Genomic DNA, 19,405 nt, shown 5'->3' with positions numbered 1-19,405 from the left:
GGTTTTATGTTCATAACAACCATTGCACCTTATTGTTTTTACGGGATCACTTCAAACACGAAGAACTGGCTTTCCTCTATGGCCGAAAAGTTATTATCTGCCACAAAAACCAGGCTTTGGTGCCCGTTAGGTAAAACAGGACCGAAGGTCACCCCTTCAATATTGTCTATATATTTTCCCAGGCTCACAAAATCCAGCAGGAGTTTTTTGGTAGCTGGTTTAAAATGGGTGTCTTCCCTGAGTGAGTTAACAGCACTGATATCAGTAGCCTGACTTACATCTGTCATAAAAACTTTAATGGTACAATCTTTTACGCCGGTGGAAAAGGATCTTTCTATTGTCAGCATTCTATGATCAGACAGTACCATGATATCGGATATGCCATTTACCTTAAAGGCATTGGCCGGACTGGCCTGGTATGCTACCGGTTCCAGTTTATAGGCGTATTGTGCTACCGGCTGCCGGGTATTGTTATCATATTTTATGAGACGGGTATAAGCCGTTGTGTCGCGTACATCTGCCCGTGGACCATCTTCATAACGGGGTTCTTCCAGGCTCACAAACATATATTGATATCCGGGCGTAAATCCCAGTCCTTCAAACACGCCATTTCTGCGCGGCCCATTTTCGGTAGCCTGCATCCTGAATTGTGTTGGTAGTATAAAGGAATCAATGTATTGACCAGCTGTGGTGATTTCATATACACCGGGGTTGGTAAGGATGGTATCTTTTTCATTCACGATCCGCTCCCCTTCGCTGCTCCATACCAGACAGTGTTTTTTAGCATTATATCTTAACGCTTCCGGATCGGGAGTCAGCGCAGCATTGGTTTTACTGTCGGGATAGGCGTTGCCGTTAGGTTGCCGTAAAGTAGTGACAGCAGTAAATTGTATGCTGTCAAAAGATTTGTCAGAAAAATAAAGCCGCGCCGTATAAAAGCGTGCAGGATTTAATGCTGAGCGGTCATCGCAAATGAGATAGTAATTGCCGGTGGTGGCATCATAATCTATCCCGGACAAACCTCCGGTAACGGTGCCGTTGTAAGGAAGGTTATGCGGAACAATATATTGACCTATGAATTTCAGCTGTCCGAAACCATTGGCAGCAGTGGTTGTTTTACGGGAGGTACTGCAGCTGGAGATGAACAACAGCAAGGGTATACTCAGAAAAAGCAGGTATTTTTTCATGGCGGCAAGTTAGGAAATCTCCCGCATACCACGCAAGTAAGGCCAGCCCAAAAGAGCCGGCCTTTTCTCCATCTGACCAACTTATATAGCGTATTTAAGCTTTTATAAATAGTTTGGCAATGGCGTATACCTGGTCCATTGACAATGGTTCATCAAATGATTCAGACGCTCTGTCTGCGCCTATATTACCCAATGCAGAAATATTTACACCCGCCTGTGAGGTTAGTTCTTCACCGGCGTAAGTAGCATTTACCGCAGTAGTGGCAATGCCACTCTGATTGAGTGTGATCCATGGTTTCAGGGCAGTAGTGGCGCCAAACTGACCGATGGCGCGGCGCATAGAACGGATATGCGAAGCATGCCTGGCTTCTACAGAGTGAATCCTCAATGCGGCAGTTAACACCGTAGCATTGCTCTGAATATTACCAGCCTGTCCTTTATAAGCACGTACACCGGTATCTTCAAATGCCTGTGCAATGGCGAGGAACACATTGTAGTCACTGAAAACAGTAGGGAAAGCACCACCGGCAGTAAAGTCAAACGTAGGACTGTCCAGTGAAGTACCCAAACTGCTCAATACACCTTTCAAAAATACGACGTGTGCATTTTCATGCTTTTGTATGGTTTGAATAGCTGCCTGTGCGGCCGGTGCAGTAATAAGACCTGCAGTATTTACGCCTTTGGTATAATATGCGGCTTCGAGGTATTCCAGTGTGAGTGCGTATTTCAACACATCTACCACAGAAGTACCGCTGGTTTGCGCATAAGCTTTGTTGAACATACTGCCGAGTGCAAATGGAATAGCTGCCAATGCAATTTTACCGCTGAGGTTTGTAAATTGCTTCATGGCGTTACGGCGGGTGTCCAGCCTGTCGTATACTTCAGGATCGATTTTTTCGATTTCCTTGAAAATATTGAGAAGATCCATATGATCAGAGTTTTAACAGGTGAAGTATCTTATTTCGGTAAAGTGTTGGTATCTATTTTGGTTTTAATGAATGCGCCGGCCATTGCAAACACCTGTGCAGGTGTTCTCACCATATCCAAACCATTGGCATCAATTACATCCGAATCAGCAAATGATCCCGGAGAAATGAGGTCGCGGATATACGCCGCATGACGTGCTTCTACGGATACAATTTTTCCTGCCAGTCCAAGGTAAACCAGTCCTGTTGGGGTTTTGGAGATGTATTGTGCGGCGCCGTTGTAAGCAGAAACGCCGAGATCTTCAAACGTTTTAGCGGTAGCCAGCACACTGTCTCTTTTAGAAAAATCGATGGAACTGAAATTTACCTCGAGTCCGATAATTGCGCTGGTGCTGAGGGCTGCTTTGAAAAATTCACGGTGACCAATTTCATGATCCCGGATATTTTGAAAGAAATCCAGTTCAGTGGAGGTCATACCGGCATAGGGTGAATTCACTACCTGTGTGTAAAAGGCGGCTTCCAGTTGTTCCAGTGCATAAGCATAATTTAACACTGCAACATCTCCGGTACCAAGACTTACACCATTGCTGCCGGGGTTGTTGTCATCATCATTTTTGTTACAACTGGCTACCACAGTGGCTGCGGTAACAAGTGCAGAGCCCATACCCAGGTATTTCAGAAAGTTCCGGCGCTGCATATTGGGCATAACTTCCTTACCCTCGTCCCGAGAGGGGTTCTTCATAATGTGCATAATGTAAAATTTTATGTGATGAGATAATACATGATCACAATGCTCTGTTGTGTAACAGTAGCGGGTTTCATGGATGCCGGCAGGTACGCTCGCGCTGACACCTGATCGTGATATACGGGGTCTTGTGAAAAGCGGTTTTAAAAAAGTGAAAATATTTTCAGTAGGTAAAACAGCCTTGGGTAAAACAAAAATTCCTTGCCTAATATGTGCTGTGCAACATACTAAACAAGGAATAAGAAGGTGCAGCGTAATCCTATAAGGCCCTGCCTCTGATTATATTTACAAGGATCGCAATAATAGCCAGCACAAGCAAAGCATGTATTAATCCTCCTGCTGAATAAACAAAGAAACCAAGTATCCATCCTATGATAAGAATTACGGCAATTACATAAAGAAGGTTGCTCATGTTTAAAGGATTTGATTCAATTCTACTACTAAAAAATTTATGCCAAGAAGTTAATCGCTTTGTTTACAGCCATCTCAGCATTGTTGACACCGTTGTGTTGTGGAAGCTTCTCCACCATCCGAGAAAAAAAAGGACGGGAATTATAAGCACTTCTCTCCGGAAATACTTTATGATAAAGGGTTTAGTAAAATGGATGCATTTTTGAAAATGAAATTGGTATATACCAGCACCTATTTTTTTTAACCATAAATTTTTTGATTATGCTACAGGACGAAAAATTGGTAACCCTTTTAAGTGATCTCGTAAAAATCAATAACGACCGGATAGAAGGGTACAAAAATGCGAAGGCTGCCAGTAATGATGCAGATGTGAAAGCATTGTTTCAGCATATGATTAATGATAGTGTGAAATATGTAGCAGAACTGAATCAACAATTAGTGGCGCAGGGAGCAGATGCAGAAACAGATACTACCATCAGCGGTAAACTATATCGTACCTGGATGTCTATCAAAACTACTTTCACCGGAACTGACAGATATTCCCTTTTCTCCTCCTGTGAGTATGGGGAAGATGCCGTACAACGCGCTTATGCAGATGCGCTGGGCAGTGACACTTCCATGCCTTATAGTGTACGTGAGCTCATCGCAGGTCAGCAGGCCAATCTGAAGGAAGCGCACGATACCATTAAGAGTTATAGAGATGTAGTTAGCCAATAGGCATTTTGTGCATTCGGTTTGTGCCTGTTCTTTTTGTTCAAACCACTGCGGAAGGTGGTTGTTCAGGATAGCCATATTACTTTTGAATTAATGAGATTCCAATCATACTTATATTAATAAGTAATATGGCAACTACGGGATTTTCGGTACAGGGCTGCTTCAGCGTTTGAAGCAGCCCTTTTTATGGCCCTTAAGCTAGGTATTTAAAGCCCGTTCAGCCCCCAAAAGTGAATTAGGAAATGAGAGCCTGTTCAGTCGGCTAGGGCTTGTTCATTTTGTTCAGTTTGGTTTTACGCTTTTTATATTCTGCACCGGGTGCTACCTTTATCCTGATTGAGAGAAGTAACTCTTGTATGACTTTTTAACCTCCCCATGAAAAACAACAATAATAGTCAGGTGGTCTAACCAGCCACCTTTTTTATTTTTCAGAGAAAGCGGGGTCCCAATCTTTCCAAACCGGCTCGTAGCCTTGCTCTTTCAACATTCCAGCTATCGCGGCCGCACTCCTCTCATCCGAAATCTCAAACTGCTCCAGTGACTGTGCATCTACCGTATAACCGCCCGGATTGGTTTTGGAAGCCGCACTCATCGCTGTAATCCCCAGATGCACAATATTATTTCTGAATTTTTCCTCTTCCCGGGTAGAAATGCTCAATTCAATTTCCTGGTTCAACAACCGATAAGCGCAAATCAGTTGTACCAGCTCCCGGTCATCCATGACTACTTTTGGGGTAAGTCCGCCGGAAAAGGGCCGCAGCCGCGGAAAGGAGATGCTGTATTTTGTTTGCCAGTACTTTTTTTCCAGGTAACTCAGGTGCAACGCCGTAAAAAAGCTGTCTGTCCGCCAATCTTCCAGCCCTATTAACACGCCAAGCCCCATTTTGTGAATACCCGCCCGGCCCAGCCGGTCGGGAGTTTCCAGCCTGTAGTCGAAGTTCGACTTCCGCCCTTTGGGATGGTGCTTTTTATAGTCGTCCTGGTGATATGTTTCCTGGTACACCAGCACAGCATGCAATCCCTCTGCTGTCAACTCCCTGTAGTCTTGTTCATCCATTGGCTGCACTTCCATGGAAATATTTGAGAAATGAGGACGCAGCAATTGCAGCACTTTCTTAAAATAGTCGGTTCCTACCTGCTGATTCGCTTCCCCGGTAACAAGCAGCACATGATCAAATCCCATTTCCTTGATAACAGCTGTTTCCAACAAAATTTCCGCAGGACTGAGGGTTTTGCGTTTGATCTTATTATCCAGGCTGAATCCGCAATAGGTGCAAATGTTCTGACACTCGTTAGAAAGATACATGGGAATGTACATCTGCATGGTATTGCCAAACCGTTGCCGGGTAAGGGCATTGCTGATGGCGGCCATCTGTGCCAGGTAAGGCGCAGCTGCCGGGGAGATAAGGGCGGCAAAATCGTCCAGCGAGCGGCGTTGATTGTGCAGGGCCTGCTCTACATCCCTGGATGTTTTAGCATAGATACCGGCTTTTACCTCATTCCACTCATACTGATCAAATATGCTTTTAAACATGATGAAGGATTAATTAGATGATAAAATTGATTTATGCCTCATCCAGAAAGGCGATTAACGGGCTGGAAGCAACGGCATGGTGGCTGCTGCCAGGTAGCCCTGCTTCATAAGCCACGCGACCTGCTTCCACGCCTGCCTTAAAAGCAGCTGCCATCTGCACCGGATTCCGGGCAATGGCAATGGCGGTATTGACTAACACTGCACTGGCACCCATTTCCATGGCCTGTGCTGCATGTGAAGGGCTGCCGATACCTGCATCTACGATCACCGGTATATTGCTTTGTGCGATAATAATTTCCAGAAAGTCGAAGGTTTTTAAACCTTTATTGCTACCAATAGGTGCGCCCAGCGGCATCACGGCCGCTGTACCCACTTCTTCGAGGCGTTTGCATAATACCGGATCTGCATGTACATAAGGTAATACCACGAAGCCCAGCTTCACCAGCTCTGTGGCCGCGAGTAAGGTTTCTATGGGATCCGGCATGAGATAGCGGGGGTCCGGATGTATTTCGAGTTTTATCCAGTTGGTTTCCAGGGCTTCCCGGGCTAGTTGCGCGGCATATACCGCTTCTTTGGCGGTACGCACCCCGGAAGTGTTGGGCAGCAGGTTGATCCGCGGATGTACCAGGTGTTGCAGCATATCATCTGCTTTGTTATCCATTTCTACCCGCTTCAGCGCTACGGTTACCAGTTCGCTGCCGGAAGCCAGCAGGGCGCTTCCCATGATGGCCGGAGAAGAAAACTTACCAGTACCGGTAAACAGCCGGGAACAAAATTGTTTGCCGGCAATGATTAAAGGCTCCATGTAGGGGTATGGTTTAACTGTTGATGAATATGTGCTACGATCGTTTGTTTGTCGCTGGCCTGGGTGATTAAACCGCTAATGGCTACGCCATGTACACCTGCTTCCATCAGCGCGGGAATGTCTTCCAGCAAAATGCCACCGATGGCTACCAGGGGAATGGATATATTTCTTTGTCGCAATGCCTGTAAAATTTGTTGATAGCCACTCAGGCCCAGTATAGGACTTAAGTTTTGCTTGGTGGTCGTAAACCGGTAAGGTCCTACTCCCACGTAGCTGGCGCCATCTGCTACATGTTGGAGGATATCCTCCAGGGTGTTGGCGGTGCCGCCTACAATCATATTGTTGCCGGTAATGGCTCTGGCAGCAGCAACGGTCATATCCAGTTTGCCTACGTGTACACCTGCAGCTCCTACGGCTACCGCCACCTGCGGATAGTCATTGATGATGAGCGATGCCTGGTAGCGGTCACAGATTTTTTTCACTGCTTCGGCAACGGGTAAAACGGTTTCCGCTGTTTCGTTTTTGATACGCAGCTGTATCCATTTGCAGCCGGCATCGCAGGCCGCGAGGATATTGTCTGTATGAGCTGGTTGAGATATATAATGTAATGTGCTGATCATATGTGATGATATCCTGTTAATGATGAATGACTGGCGAGTAATTGCTCCGTATATATTTTCGCATTAGCACAGGCATCATGTAATGATTGACCATGGGCTAAAGCGGCAGTGATAGCGGCAGATAATACACAACCAGAGCCGTGTTTGGGGAAAACCTCCCTCAGCACCGGCTTAAAAGTATGTATAACATCACCGGTGTATAAGGTATCATACCCCGGTTTATTTTTATGATGTCCACCTTTCAGCAATACCGCGCACCGGGCGGACAATTCCCTGGCGGCGGCTTCTCCGTCAGTAAGACCGGATAACATCAACGCCTCATCGTAATTAGGGGTGAGCAGGTATATTTCAGACAGCAGCTCTTTCCATGCCTGATATTGTATACTGTCATGGAAGGTGTATCCTGCAGATGCTTTGAGTACAGGGTCCAGGATAATACGGATACCGGGAGACAGTTGTTTTACCTGTCGCACCAGTTCCTGCAGGGATTGTATATCTGCCATGATACCGATTTTACAATACTGTATTTTTTGGTTGCCAAGTAAGGGTTTTGCCTGGGCCAGTATATGCGTTACCGGTAGCCATTCTACTGATATAAACTGTTCTGGTGTTTGTACGGTAATAGCCGTGCATACGCCCAGTCCTGATACCCGGTGTTGCTCAAATGTTTTGATATCTGCCAGCAAACCTGCTCCCCCGCTGGGGTCCAGGCCGGCAAAGCTCATTACGTAAGGTCGCTCTTGTTCCATAATTGCTGAATGCGATAATAGTTGTCAACAGCTTTCGCTGGTGTTTTCCAGATGGCGCCAAGTAAAGCCGCGCCATCGAACTGCCATTGTTTTAGTAAGATGATGTTGGTATGATTCACACCACCTAAAGCGAGTACCGGACGGCTGTCTTTATTGGTCAGCATGCCCCCTGCCCTGCCATGATAGCCGGGTTTGGAGATGCTGTTGAATACAGGGCTCAGCAATAACAGGTTGTATCGTTTATCCGTTAACGTTATTTCGCCTGATGAATGAATACCTGTGCTGTTTTCCCGATACAATGCGGTGGCGTGAAAGGCTTTCGCTTCTCCGCTCCAATGTACCCCGGCAAGCCCATACCGGGCTGCCAGTAATGGCTGATCGCGGATGAGAAGACGATCATAACAATCCGGGTTTATGGCATCCAGCAAGGCCACATATTGTTCGGCCGTCCAGCCTGGCTTCCTGAGTACTATGCGCGAAGCGCCGGCGGATAACAGCGCTGCTATTATCCGCTCTTCTTCGTGTAGTTGCTCCGGTGATGTGACAATCCAGATCATAAATAAATCTCTCCACCCTGTTCTGCAAAGGCGGCGGCTTTTTCTTTCATACCTGCATCCATCGCTTCTTCGGCTTCCAGTCCTTGTTTGGCGGCAAACTCTCTTACTTCCTGGGTAATTTTCATGGAGCAGAAATTTGGTCCGCACATAGAGCAGAAATGCGCCACTTTTGCACCTTCCGCGGGTAATGTTTCATCGTGATAAGACCGTGCAGTTTCCGGATCCAGGGATAAATTAAACTGGTCTTCCCAGCGGAATTCAAACCTGGCCTTGCTGAGGGCATTATCGCGGTGTTGGGCGCCGGGGTGACCTTTCGCGAGGTCTGCCGCATGTGCCGCTATCTTGTAAGTGATCACACCCTGACGTACATCTTCTTTATCAGGTAATCCCAGGTGTTCTTTAGGGGTTACATAACAAAGCATGGCACAGCCGAACCAGCCTATCATGGCGGCGCCTATGCCGGAAGTGATATGATCGTAGCCGGGTGCAATGTCGGTAGTCAATGGACCGAGGGTATAGAAAGGTGCTTCATGGCAATGTTCCAGTTGTTTGTCCATGTTGATTTTGATCAGGTGCATGGGCACGTGGCCGGGGCCTTCTATCATTACCTGTACCTGGTGCTTCCAGGCTATTTTGGTGAGTTCGCCGAGAGTTTCCAGTTCCGCAAACTGTGCGGCATCGTTCGCATCAGCGATGCTGCCGGGGCGTAGTCCATCTCCCAGAGAAAATGCTACATCATAGGCCTTCATGATTTCACAGATTTCTTCAAAGTGGGTATACAGGAAGTTTTCTTTATGATGCGCCAGACACCATTTGGCCATAATGGAGCCACCGCGGGATACGATACCGGTGGTACGTTTAGCCGTTAGCGGTATATATCTTAATAAAACACCCGCGTGAATGGTAAAATAGTCAACGCCTTGTTCTGCCTGTTCTATGAGGGTGTCGCGGAAAATTTCCCATGTGAGGGCTTCTGCTTTTCCGTTTACTTTTTCGAGTGCCTGATAGATAGGAACGGTGCCAATGGGTACGGGTGAATTGCGGATAATCCACTCTCTTGTTTCGTGGATATTTTTGCCGGTGCTCAGGTCCATGATGGTATCGGCGCCCCAGCGACACGACCATACGGCTTTTTCCACTTCTTCTTCAATGCTGGAGGTCACTGCGGAGTTGCCGATGTTGGCATTTATTTTCACCAGGAAGTTGCGGCCAATGATCATTGGTTCGCTTTCGGGGTGATTGATATTGGAAGGAATGATGGCTCTGCCGGCAGCAATTTCCTGGCGAACAAATTCCGGTGTGATATATTTTACGGGAGTATTGGCGCCGAAGCTTTGTCCTTTATGCTGTTCCCACAGTGGGTTATTAGCTTCATATAATTTGTCGGCGCATTGGTTTTCGCGAATGGCGATGTATTCCATTTCAGGGGTGATGATACCCTGTTGTGCGTAGTATAGTTGTGTTACATTTTGCCCTGCTTTGGCGCGAAGGGGTTTATGTGTATGGCTCATCAGCGGCATTTTTCCGCCTTCCTTCATCAGTTCTCTCACGAATGGGCTGGTGTATTGCGGCAGTTGTTCCACGTCTTTTCTCGCGTTAATCCATTCTTCGCGGATGCGGGGGATGCCGGTGCTGACATCGATATCGATGTTGGGGTCGGAAAATGCACCGCTGGTATCGTAGATGACAACGGGAGCATTGGGGATGGACTCGCCATTTTTTCCGTGCATACGTGTATCCGTGAGCGTTACTTTACGCATGGCTACTTTTATTGGATGGATGCTACCGTCTACATAGATTTTTTCTGATGCAGGAAATGGTGTGCGGCTAATGGCCGCAGGTTGTTGTTGCATGATGTCTGGATTTTTACAGATAGAAATGTTGGTTCCGTAGTTAATTACTACGGAAGAGGCTATACGAAATTTGTTGAAACGGGATTAACCGCCTTGTGTTGCCCGGATAATAGTAATACTATCCGCAGCCGATAATGATTGGTTTTCCCAGTGGATTTTGGGAATTACCTGGTTATTGACGGCTACCGCAATGCCTTTTTGAGCAGAGAGTTGAATAAACTGTAAGAGTGCAGCAATGGTTATTCCTGGCTGCACCGCATAAAGTTTATTGTTTACATGCACTTCCATGATAAATTGGAATTTAGGTGAAACAATAAACTTTAAGGATGTGGAAAGATGAGAAAGGTTCAGTTACTTTTCCCTACGGCAGTATGAACTGCTTCAGGTACTGAGGGTATCATCTCAGTTTATCCGCTATACTAGTGGATAAACACCCCTAAAGTGTAGGCCTAAAAGTAATACAAATTTTTAGAAATTGCGAATTACGAATTATGAATTACGGATTTGTGGGAAGATCAGCATTATTATTTATCAGAAACCTGCAATTCGTAATTCGTAATTCGTAATTTTAAATCATGGTAAGATTCAATTTAGTGTGTTTATTGATACTGGCCGTTGCTTGTAATGGGGCTAAGAATAAGGAGGTGGTGAAAGAGGAATTGCCGGATGATAGCAGCCTGGTAAGTATCGCAGACAGCAGTAATGCCGGCATTACTGACAGCATCGCTGCTGTTGCGGATACACTGCATGTGGATGCAGTTAAGCTCATAGGGAAATGGGTACAGCCTGTAGCAGGCCTGGATAAAGAAACACAGGGTTTTCAACTAAGAAAGAACGGAACCGCCAAATCCATTAATATGTATACGCTTGTATACGAAAAATGGAGGTTGACGCACGACACCTTACTATTATGGAATCATTCCGAAGGTGTAAAGGACACATCCACTATTGTGGATACTACTATTATTAAAGAGCTGTCGGATACTTCACTGGTATTATTCCCGGTTAAAGCCGCAGAGGGCTATATAGAAAAGTACCGCAAGCATAATTAAAATCAATTGTACAGCTGCCAGAGTCCTACCAGGCAGGCTACTACAGCCATAAATATACCGGCGGCGGCGAGTTGCATATCGTCAATATTTTTTCTTCCTATAAATAAGGATATCAAACCTATGATGATCGCTACTGAACCTGCGGTGACAGCATAGGAGGGCGTTTTGGTGCTAAAGGCAAATGCGGCCGATAGTACGCCAATGATGAGCGCTGATATACAGGCTGTTTTTGTTAAGGCTGTTGAGTGTTGCATATGTATTCGTATTTTGAAAACAGGTGAAGGAATAATTTGTTTATCGTTTATAGGTTGTTATGTTGACTGCTTACATTTTCTTCCAGCACATTGGTATGTTCCCAGGGTACTTTTAACAAGGCGCCTATTTCCTGGTAGCGAGCATCCTGGTATTCATCTAATCCGTAGCGTATGGCAAGAGTATCCGGTACTTTAACGAAAGTGCCGAACAAACGGTCCCAGATAGAGAATATATTGGCGTAGTTGGCATCTGTTTCCGGCTGGTGATGGCTGTGATGTACCTTGTGCATGTCCGGTGATACAATCACCCAGCTAAGTGCATTATCCAACCATTTTGGCAGGTGAATATTAGCATGATTGAACTGCGACATTAAGGCCGACAGGCTCTGATAAAACATCACCATCCAGAAGGGTACTCCCATGGCAACGATGGCAACAAAGAGTGCGATTACCCTGAACAGGCTTTCCACCGGATGATGCCGCAGGGCGGTGGTAGCATCTATCTGCGTATCTATATGATGTATTTTATGAAATTGCCACATCCAGCCGGTTTTGTGTTGGACCCAATGTATGAGCCAGGCGCCGATGAAATCGAGCATCAGCAGGGCGAGTATGGTATGAAGCCATAAAGGAAGCTGTGTCAGGTAAAGGAGGCCAAAGCGGTGTGCGCTGGTCCACAGGGATGCTTTTACAATAAGGAAGGCCAGCCCGGTGTTTACAATCACGGTGGTGAGTGTAAAAAACAGGTTGGTACCTGCATGTTTATAGCGTTTGTTGCCGAAACGGAACCGGGGCGCCATGCCCTCAATGATCCATAACAGCAGAAGGCCGCTCATTAAAATAGCAGTACGATAGACAGACGGAATATGTTCAAAAAAGGTTACCATATGATGGTAAAATATATATAGTCGTATGTTACTCTGCGCTATGTTTGGTTCTCCTGACCAGGCCAACAAAATCTATACAGTGGATATGGGGGAAGTGATCTTATATTATAATACACAGCAATCATATATGCGTTACTGTTATTATCCTTTCTTACTGTCATGAACCTGCTGGTGTATTTCAACCACTGATTCCGGTTAAAAATTACAACTATTTGGGGAATAATAAAAGGCCTCTTTTGGGCCATAGACAAAGAAAAAAGCAACCTCTTTGTTAGAGATTGCTTTATGTATAAGTTTTTAGCTATAAGTATTTTTCTTTTTAGCATTTAGCTAACAGTAGCCGACTAGTTATTCAGCATCAGTGGCATTACCAGCATCAGCAGATCTTCATTTTCTTCTTTTTCAGAAGGTCTGAGGATACCTGCTTTGGTAGCAGTAGCCAGGTCGATGGAGATTTCATCGCCTTCTGCAGCGTTCAGCATTTCGATGAGGAATTTCGCATTAAAAGCAATTTGCATATCATCGCCGGTGTACTGGCAGTTCATGCGCTCGTTACCTTCAAAAGAGAAATCCACATCCTGAGCGGATAACTGTAATTCGCTACCGGTGATGCTAAGGGCAACCTGGTTGGTGCTTTTATTGGCAAACACACCTACACGTTTTAAAGCATTCTGGAAGTCGCTTTTTACCACGGTGAGGCGGTAAGGATTATCTTTTGGTATTACTACTTTATAGTCAGGGAAACGGGCATCAATGAGGCGGCAGATCATCTGGGCGCCTTCGTGCTGCACGAAGAAGTGGTTCTGGCTATAAGCTATTTTGATAGGAGAATCGTTATCAGGCAAGGCCGATTTCAACAGGTTCAGCGGCTTTTTAGGGACGATGAAGCTATCGGCCTGTGGGCAGGTAACATCTGTTCTTACATATTTCACCAGGCGATGTGCATCGGTGGCTACAAAGGTGAGACTGTCCGGTGCAATTTCGAAGAACACGCCTGTCATAGCAGGGCGGAGGTCATCGTTGCTCACGGCAAACAGTGTTTTATTAATAGCGGTTACCAGACCGGTAGCGGACATGGTAAAAGAAGTAGTGTCGTCAGCTGCCGGCTCTTTCGGGAAGTTTTCCGGATTTTCGCCCATTACCTTGTATTTACCATTGTCTGAAGTGATTTCTACTGCGTAGGAATTCAGGTCAATGTGGAAAGTCAGTGGCTGGTCAGGCAGATTTTTGAGAGAGTCCATCAGGATCTTCGCCGGAATACAGATACGTCCGGTTTCCTTGGCTTCTACCTCCAGCTTCACCCGCATAACAGTTTCCAGGTCAGTAGCAACTACAGTCAGTTCGTTTTTGTCAATCGAGAATAGGAAATCCTCCAGTATAGGCAATACTGTGTTAGAATTGATAACCCCGCTGATCTGTTGTAATTGTTTTAATAAAGTAGAGGAAGAAACAATAAATTTCATGATTTATATAAGTTTGCTTATCATTTTTTGTTGTTGGGTAACCTTAGGCGTGCAAGCCCTGATTCACATAGTTACCTTTCATAAAAGGTCAAATGTACTGTAAACAAAGATAGAAAGTTTTGTCGTTCTCCCTAATTTCATCACATCTTATACACGAAGATAACGTGGTTTTACACAACGATTTGCAGGTATTCATACATTTGTTTTTAATATAATGCTAGATAGAAAGATTGAAAAACGCCTTTTGTTTAGATGAGATGTAATAACTACTATTGATTATTGATGAATGTGAAAAGAATTAGGGTATTCTTTTAAATTATCTTCAAATCGGTTACTTTTGCCGCGCTGAAAAATTATTCCAAACCAACAAAAAAAAGCAGGTTATGAAACTGTCTCATTTAGCCGAAACACTGATTGGATCCGAAATCATTAAGTTAGCAGCTGAAATAAAGGAGAAACAGGCCAAGGGTGAGAAGATCTACAATTTCACGATTGGCGATTTTGACCCGAAGGTATTTCCTATCCCGGTTGAATTTGAACAGGAAATCATAACAGCCTATAAGGAGCACCTCACTAATTATCCTCCTGCTGATGGTATCGCGGAGTTAAGACAGGCAGTAGGTGATTTTATAGCTGAGCGTGAAGGTCTCTCTTACGATCCTGCAAAGGAAATCGTTATTTCCTGCGGTGGTCGTCCTATCATCTACGCTACTTTCAGAACGATTCTGGATCGTGGTGAAAAAGTAGTGTATGCTACTCCTTCCTGGAACAATAACCACTACACCCACTTCCTGGAAGCAGAACACGTAGTGCTGGAAACCAAACCGGAAAATGATTTCATGCCCACTGCGGCTGAATTAAAACCACTCCTGAAAGGAGCTACCCTCCTGGCGCTTTGCTCACCGCAGAACCCAACCGGTACTGCCTTCGGCAAACAACAGCTGGAAGAAATCTGCGACCTCGTACTGGCAGAAAATAAAAGCAGGGGTGCTGACGAAAAGCCACTCTACGTATTGTTCGATCAGATGTACTGGGTACTCACTTTCGGTGAAACACATCACCACAACCCGGTGACCCTCCGTCCTGACATGCGCAATTACACCATCTTCATCGATGGTATGAGTAAAGCCTTTGCTGCTACCGGCGTAAGAGTTGGTTGGGCGTTAGGACCTGCACACGTGATCGCTAAAATGAAATCTATCCTCTCTCACGTAGGAGCCTGGAGCCCGATGGCAGAACAAAAAGCTGCTGCCCGCTACCTGGTACAGAAAGAGAATGTGAATACCTACCTGAAACATTTTAAAGGTGAAATCGAAGAGCGACTGGTGAAAATCTACCAGGGCTTCGACAAACTGAAAAAAGCCGGTCACCAGGTAGAAGCCATTGCTCCGCAGGCCGCTATTTACCTCACCGTTAAATTTGACCTGGTAGGCAAAACAACGGTTGATGGTACTACACTTGCAGATCAGGCTGCCGTTACTTCTTACATTCTGAATGAAGCTAAAATAGCCCTGGTGCCGTTCTATGCTTTCGGATCTGCTAAAAACTCCCCATGGTATCGCCTCAGCGTAGGTACCTGCGTGAAAGAAGAGATCCCGGCTATGCTCGAAAAACTGCAGGCCGCACTGGAGAAATTAAAATAAGCCAATAAGCAGATAGATAGCCCAGGCATAAAGGAGAGGGCATAAAGCAAAAAGCTACTATAGCGAGTGATTTAAGCGTTTATTGATTAATTATCAATCGCTTAGCTTACTCGCTATAGTAGCTTTTTGCTTTATGCCTTTTGCTTCCCTGATTCTGACTTTCTGACTTTTACCATCGAAAAGTTAAATACCTGTTAAATGGTCAACTTTAGTTACTATATCCAAAAAAGTTCCTAATTTTGACCTTGAAACTAAAAAAGTCAAAAAGTTGATGCAAACAGAAGCTAAAGATGAAATGAGGGATAAGATCCTTGAGGCGGCTCTGAAGCGTTTTACTCATTATGGCGCTTCTAAAACAACGATGAACGAAATAGCAGATGATCTTCACTGCTCCAAAGCATCGCTGTATTATTACTTCCCGGATAAAAAAGCGATGCACATCGCGGTGCTGCAAAAAATTGCAGAAGTCTATTTTCAGGCAATGGAAAAAGAAGCAGTGGAAGTGAAATCGGCAACAACAGCATTATATAATATCATTGATATCCGGAAAGACTTCATCAGTAAATTCTGCCGGCTCGAGATATTTAAAATAATACAGGACAACTCCAAATTCTTCCTGGAAGAAAAGAAGAAAGCTAAACAACGTGAATTTAATATCCATACAGACATCATTAAAGCGGGTATTGCTTCAGGAGAGTTTAATGTAAAAGATCCCGTGCTAACAGCGGAAGTATTAGTACAGGCACTTATGGGCTTACGCTTTTCTGTTCCTGATCATATCCGTGAAGATATGGACCTCGATGATGAAATGATGGGCAATATTATAGATAAACAAAAACAACTGCTGGAGATCTTCATTAAAGGAATAAAGGCGTAATAAACGGAAATCATGGTGGTGAGAGAACGGATACTGGAAACGGCACTGAGAATGTTCAGAACCTATGGTGTGAAGGGAGTGACTATGTTTGACATAGCACGTGATTGCGGTATCTCGAAGAAGACAGTATATGAGCATTTTGTAGACAAACAGGCGTTGATAGATGAGGGGATGCAGCAGTTGTTATCTAATCACATTAACTATTTCACAGAATGTCTGCAAACCACAGACAATGCTATTGAAGAGATGGTACGTAACATGAAGTATGTTACCAATATGGCTAAAACCCTGAACCCGGTGATGTTATATGAGATCCAGAAGTATCATCCGGATACCTGGAAAAGCATTGAGAGTTTTAAGGAAGATGGGATGCTATGTAACATCAAAAAAAATTTAAAAAGAGGAATGGCGGAAGGCCTATATCGTCAGAACCTCCACATAGATATTGTAGCACGTATGCGTCAGCTGCAGCTGGAGGCCGCATTTGATCCGATACAATACCCGGCAGATCAGTTTGAAATGCATGCGGTAATGGAACAGGTAACCGCCCATTTTATACTGGGAATTGCCACTATCAAAGGACACAAACTGGCCAACCAGTATCTGCATATAAAAGAAGAAGAATAAACTACTACGCTAACTGATTTAATTTATGAAGCGATTAAAGTTAACGCTTGTCCTCCTACTGGGGATAGGGGTGTATAATGGCTATGCCCAAACGCAGCTCACCTTACAGGAAGCTCTGAAGTTTGCATTAAGTAATAACAAGCAATTGGCCAAAACCAGGATGGACGAAGAAATGGGTAAATATAAAACCCAGGAAGTTCGCTCCCAGGCTTTGCCACAACTGAATGGTAATGCCTCTTACACTGATAACCTGATGTTACAGAAGTCACTCATTCCGGGTGCTGTATTTGGCAAGCCAGATAGTTCTATCCTGGTAGCCTTTGGTGTTAAATACAATGCTACTGTTGGCGCAGAACTGAGTCAGCAGATCTTCAACCAGGCGGTATTTACCGGCCTCAAAGCAGCTAAATCAGGAGAAGAGTATTATAAGATACAAACAGAACAATCTGTTGAAAACCTGATCTATAACGTATCTCAACTTTATTACCAGTTGCTCGTAACACAGGAGAAAATTATTACGACCAATAGTAATATAGAGAAACTCACACAATTGGTAAGCGCCACTAAATCACAGTTTGATAATGGTTTGGCCAAGAAAATCGACCTGGACCGTATCAAGGTGAATCTTACCAATTACGTTACACAACGCACACAACTGCTGAACCAGTACGCTACGCAAACCAATAACCTGAAACGGGTAATGGGTATGCCCCTGCAATCTATGTTTCTGCTGCCACCTGCCTCTCTGAAGGATATTGAAAACAAGGCTGCCGGCGTATTACAGTACGATGATATGAACCTGGCCAACAGAACAGAATACAAATTACTGAAGAAGCAGGAAGAGTTACAGTTGTTTCAGAAGAAAGCTTATCTCGCAGAATACTATCCATCACTGTCATTATTTGGAAGATATTCCTACAACGGGATGAGTCAGCAATTCGCCTTTTCGAAAGATCCATCTAATTCTACCAGTTGGTTTGGTGCCGCCGCTATCGGTGTGTCATTGAAGATTCCCATCTTCGATGGTTTTGGCCGCCGCTCTAAAGTAAACCAGCAAAATGTTACCCTGCGTCAGCTGGGCAAACAACTGGAAGACACGGAACTGTCGCTCAATACAGATTATGAAAATGCCAAACTGATGGTGCGTAGTAATTTATCTACCATCAGCACTCAAAAGGAAAATATGGACCTGGCCAACGAAGTATATTATTCTACGCAGAATAACTACAAACTCGGTCTGGCTGGTTTAACGGATCTGCTGAATGCAGAAACTTCCCTGGCAGATGCACAGAACAGCTACAACGAGGCCCTGCTGCAGTATAAACTGGCAGAGCTGGAAATCATAAAAAGCAAAGGAAGTTTAAAAGACCTCCTCAACTAAACGTATAAACGAAAATAACGATAGACAATCAAACTATTTGCAGATGAAAAAGTTTATAATCTGGGGCGTAGTGACAATAGGTGCAGTGGTACTGATCATGTGGAAGCTCAACGCTAATAAAAAAGCCAATGAGGCCAAAACTGAATTCGTAAAACAAAGTAATATTGGCGATATCCCTGTGCTGGTGCAGAAAGTAACCCGCAACGATTTCTCACAGGGCTTCCTGGCCAATGGAAACTTTGCACCTGTTCGTGAGCTGTCTTACCTGGCAGAAACAGCCGGCCGCATTACCAAATTACTGGTAGATGAAGGTAGTGTAGTAAGACAGGGACAACCTATTGCTTATATAGATGCACAGATCGTAAGCACAGATCTCGAATCTGCGAAAGCTAACCTCAACCAGTTGAAAGTAGATAAAGAAAGATATGAAAGCGCCTTCCAGACAGGTGGCGTTACACAAAAACAAATGGACGATGCCCGCCTGCAGTACGACATCGCTAAAACACGCTATGAGGCTGCAAGCCGCCGCGTGAGCGATACGTATGTGAAGGCACCTATCTCCGGTATCATCAACAAAAAATACATTGAACAAGGTGCTTACCTTTCTGTTGGCAACAAAATGTTCGACATCGTAGATGTATCCCGGCTGAAACTCGCGGTATCTGTTCCGGAAGGTCAGGTGGTAACACTCAAAACCGGTCAGAAAGTAGCTGTTACCAGCAACGTTTTCCCGGAAACAAAGTATGAAGGTACCATCACCTTTATCGCTGCCAAAGGCGACAACTCCCTGAACTACCCCGTGGAAATGGAAGTAAGCAATGTACAGGGCAAAGATCTGAAAGCAGGCATGTACGGTACTGCACACTTCGTAGATCCTAAAGCGGATAAAACTATTTTCATTGCACGCACTGCTTTTGTTGGTGGCGTAAACAGCAACGAAATATATATCATGGACGGTAATGTGGCCAAGAAACGTAAAGTGGTTGCCGGTCGTATTATCGGTGACCAGGTAGAAATACGGGAAGGGCTAAACGAAGGTGATACCGTTATCACCAGTGGTCAGATTAACCTGACAGAAGGTGCTACGGTAGCGGTTCAAGCCGCCACGAAGTAAGCGAGG

Annotated in this window: 21 protein-coding genes and 1 riboswitch; of the genes, 7 read left to right on the top strand and 14 right to left on the bottom strand. The window is 44.9% G+C overall.

Features of this window, described 5'->3' with window-relative positions:
- Positions 1–38: 38 nt before the first annotated feature.
- The 4 genes from AC1DCV_RS22625 to AC1DCV_RS22610 all read right to left on the bottom strand — a co-directional run bounded on the left by AC1DCV_RS22625 (position 39) and on the right by AC1DCV_RS22610 (position 3,270).
- Entirely contained in the window at positions 39–1,187 is a 1,149-nt protein-coding gene (locus AC1DCV_RS22625) for an esterase-like activity of phytase family protein (protein ID WP_477025276.1), read from the bottom strand.
- Between the two features lie 94 nt (positions 1,188–1,281).
- Complete coding sequence (locus AC1DCV_RS22620) at positions 1,282–2,115, bottom strand: ferritin-like domain-containing protein (RefSeq protein WP_477025275.1); 834 nt, start codon at positions 2,113–2,115, stop codon at positions 1,282–1,284.
- Positions 2,116–2,144: 29 nt separating this feature from the next.
- Positions 2,145–2,855: a ferritin-like domain-containing protein gene (locus AC1DCV_RS22615; protein WP_477025274.1), complete on the bottom strand. Its 711-nt coding sequence runs from the start codon at positions 2,853–2,855 to the stop codon at positions 2,145–2,147.
- Positions 2,856–3,117: 262 nt separating this feature from the next.
- On the bottom strand, positions 3,118–3,270 hold the full coding sequence (locus AC1DCV_RS22610) for a lmo0937 family membrane protein (protein WP_477025273.1): 153 nt from the start codon (positions 3,268–3,270) through the stop codon (positions 3,118–3,120).
- A gap of 260 nt (positions 3,271–3,530) precedes the next feature.
- On the opposite strand from AC1DCV_RS22610, the gene AC1DCV_RS22605 reads away from it, so the two are divergent.
- Positions 3,531–3,986, top strand: a complete 456-nt coding sequence (locus AC1DCV_RS22605) for a ferritin-like domain-containing protein (RefSeq protein WP_477025272.1) — start codon at positions 3,531–3,533, stop codon at positions 3,984–3,986.
- A 418-nt stretch (positions 3,987–4,404) separates the two neighbouring features.
- Here the strand turns inward: AC1DCV_RS22605 and thiH are convergent, their stop codons facing one another.
- The 7 genes from thiH to thiS form a co-directional block, all read right to left on the bottom strand.
- Positions 4,405–5,517, bottom strand: coding sequence for a 2-iminoacetate synthase ThiH (gene thiH, locus AC1DCV_RS22600; RefSeq protein ID WP_477025271.1), 1,113 nt, complete (start codon positions 5,515–5,517; stop codon positions 4,405–4,407).
- Positions 5,518–5,548: 31 nt separating this feature from the next.
- The gene (locus tag AC1DCV_RS22595; protein WP_477025270.1) at positions 5,549–6,322 is read right to left on the bottom strand and encodes a thiazole synthase; all 774 of its coding nucleotides are present in this window, start codon (positions 6,320–6,322) and stop codon (positions 5,549–5,551) included.
- Complete coding sequence (locus AC1DCV_RS22590) at positions 6,310–6,942, bottom strand: thiamine phosphate synthase (RefSeq protein WP_477025269.1); 633 nt, start codon at positions 6,940–6,942, stop codon at positions 6,310–6,312. The genes AC1DCV_RS22595 and AC1DCV_RS22590 overlap by 13 nt, the downstream gene beginning before the upstream one ends.
- Positions 6,939–7,691: a hydroxymethylpyrimidine/phosphomethylpyrimidine kinase gene (locus AC1DCV_RS22585; RefSeq protein WP_477025268.1), complete on the bottom strand. Its 753-nt coding sequence runs from the start codon at positions 7,689–7,691 to the stop codon at positions 6,939–6,941. Before AC1DCV_RS22585 ends, AC1DCV_RS22590 begins: the two co-directional genes overlap by 4 nt.
- Entirely contained in the window at positions 7,667–8,248 is a 582-nt protein-coding gene (locus AC1DCV_RS22580) for a thiamine phosphate synthase (RefSeq protein WP_477025267.1), read from the bottom strand. The genes AC1DCV_RS22585 and AC1DCV_RS22580 overlap by 25 nt, the downstream gene beginning before the upstream one ends.
- A complete protein-coding gene (gene thiC / locus AC1DCV_RS22575) occupies positions 8,245–10,101 on the bottom strand; it encodes a phosphomethylpyrimidine synthase ThiC (RefSeq protein ID WP_477025266.1) in 1,857 nt (618 codons plus the stop codon). Before thiC ends, AC1DCV_RS22580 begins: the two co-directional genes overlap by 4 nt.
- Positions 10,102–10,185: 84 nt before the next feature.
- Positions 10,186–10,389 carry a sulfur carrier protein ThiS gene (gene thiS / locus AC1DCV_RS22570; protein WP_477025265.1) on the bottom strand — a complete coding sequence of 68 codons (204 nt, stop codon included), beginning with the start codon at positions 10,387–10,389 and terminating at the stop codon, positions 10,186–10,188.
- A gap of 53 nt (positions 10,390–10,442) precedes the next feature.
- Positions 10,443–10,549: riboswitch (TPP riboswitch) on the bottom strand.
- Between the two features lie 127 nt (positions 10,550–10,676).
- On the opposite strand from thiS, the gene AC1DCV_RS22565 reads away from it, so the two are divergent.
- On the top strand, positions 10,677–11,153 hold the full coding sequence (locus AC1DCV_RS22565; protein WP_477025264.1) for a lipocalin-like domain-containing protein: 477 nt from the start codon (positions 10,677–10,679) through the stop codon (positions 11,151–11,153).
- 2 nt (positions 11,154–11,155) lie between these two features.
- Here the strand turns inward: AC1DCV_RS22565 and AC1DCV_RS22560 are convergent, their stop codons facing one another.
- The 3 genes from AC1DCV_RS22560 to dnaN all read right to left on the bottom strand — a co-directional run bounded on the left by AC1DCV_RS22560 (position 11,156) and on the right by dnaN (position 13,757).
- Positions 11,156–11,407 (bottom strand): hypothetical protein, encoded by a 252-nt coding sequence (locus AC1DCV_RS22560; protein ID WP_441572854.1) that lies wholly within the window; start codon positions 11,405–11,407, stop codon positions 11,156–11,158.
- Between the two features lie 47 nt (positions 11,408–11,454).
- On the bottom strand, positions 11,455–12,294 hold the full coding sequence (locus AC1DCV_RS22555; protein ID WP_477025263.1) for a sterol desaturase family protein: 840 nt from the start codon (positions 12,292–12,294) through the stop codon (positions 11,455–11,457).
- A gap of 344 nt (positions 12,295–12,638) precedes the next feature.
- On the bottom strand, positions 12,639–13,757 hold the full coding sequence (gene dnaN / locus AC1DCV_RS22550) for a DNA polymerase III subunit beta (RefSeq protein ID WP_477025262.1): 1,119 nt from the start codon (positions 13,755–13,757) through the stop codon (positions 12,639–12,641).
- 383 nt (positions 13,758–14,140) lie between these two features.
- On the opposite strand from dnaN, the gene AC1DCV_RS22545 reads away from it, so the two are divergent.
- The 5 genes from AC1DCV_RS22545 to AC1DCV_RS22525 all read left to right on the top strand — a co-directional run bounded on the left by AC1DCV_RS22545 (position 14,141) and on the right by AC1DCV_RS22525 (position 19,399).
- Positions 14,141–15,400 (top strand): pyridoxal phosphate-dependent aminotransferase, encoded by a 1,260-nt coding sequence (locus AC1DCV_RS22545; protein ID WP_477025261.1) that lies wholly within the window; start codon positions 14,141–14,143, stop codon positions 15,398–15,400.
- A 271-nt stretch (positions 15,401–15,671) separates the two neighbouring features.
- A complete protein-coding gene (locus AC1DCV_RS22540; protein WP_477025260.1) occupies positions 15,672–16,277 on the top strand; it encodes a TetR/AcrR family transcriptional regulator in 606 nt (201 codons plus the stop codon).
- Positions 16,278–16,289: 12 nt separating this feature from the next.
- Complete coding sequence (locus AC1DCV_RS22535; RefSeq protein ID WP_477025259.1) at positions 16,290–16,904, top strand: TetR/AcrR family transcriptional regulator; 615 nt, start codon at positions 16,290–16,292, stop codon at positions 16,902–16,904.
- Between the two features lie 25 nt (positions 16,905–16,929).
- Positions 16,930–18,285, top strand: coding sequence for a TolC family protein (locus AC1DCV_RS22530; protein WP_477025258.1), 1,356 nt, complete (start codon positions 16,930–16,932; stop codon positions 18,283–18,285).
- 43 nt (positions 18,286–18,328) lie between these two features.
- Positions 18,329–19,399 carry an efflux RND transporter periplasmic adaptor subunit gene (locus AC1DCV_RS22525; protein ID WP_477025257.1) on the top strand — a complete coding sequence of 357 codons (1,071 nt, stop codon included), beginning with the start codon at positions 18,329–18,331 and terminating at the stop codon, positions 19,397–19,399.
- Positions 19,400–19,405: the final 6 nt, after the last annotated feature.

It is taken from the genome of Chitinophaga sp. 10T418 (genome assembly GCF_056394125.1).
The sequence above is the reverse complement of the archived record's forward strand: the minus strand, read 5'-3'. Positions and strand labels throughout refer to the sequence as shown.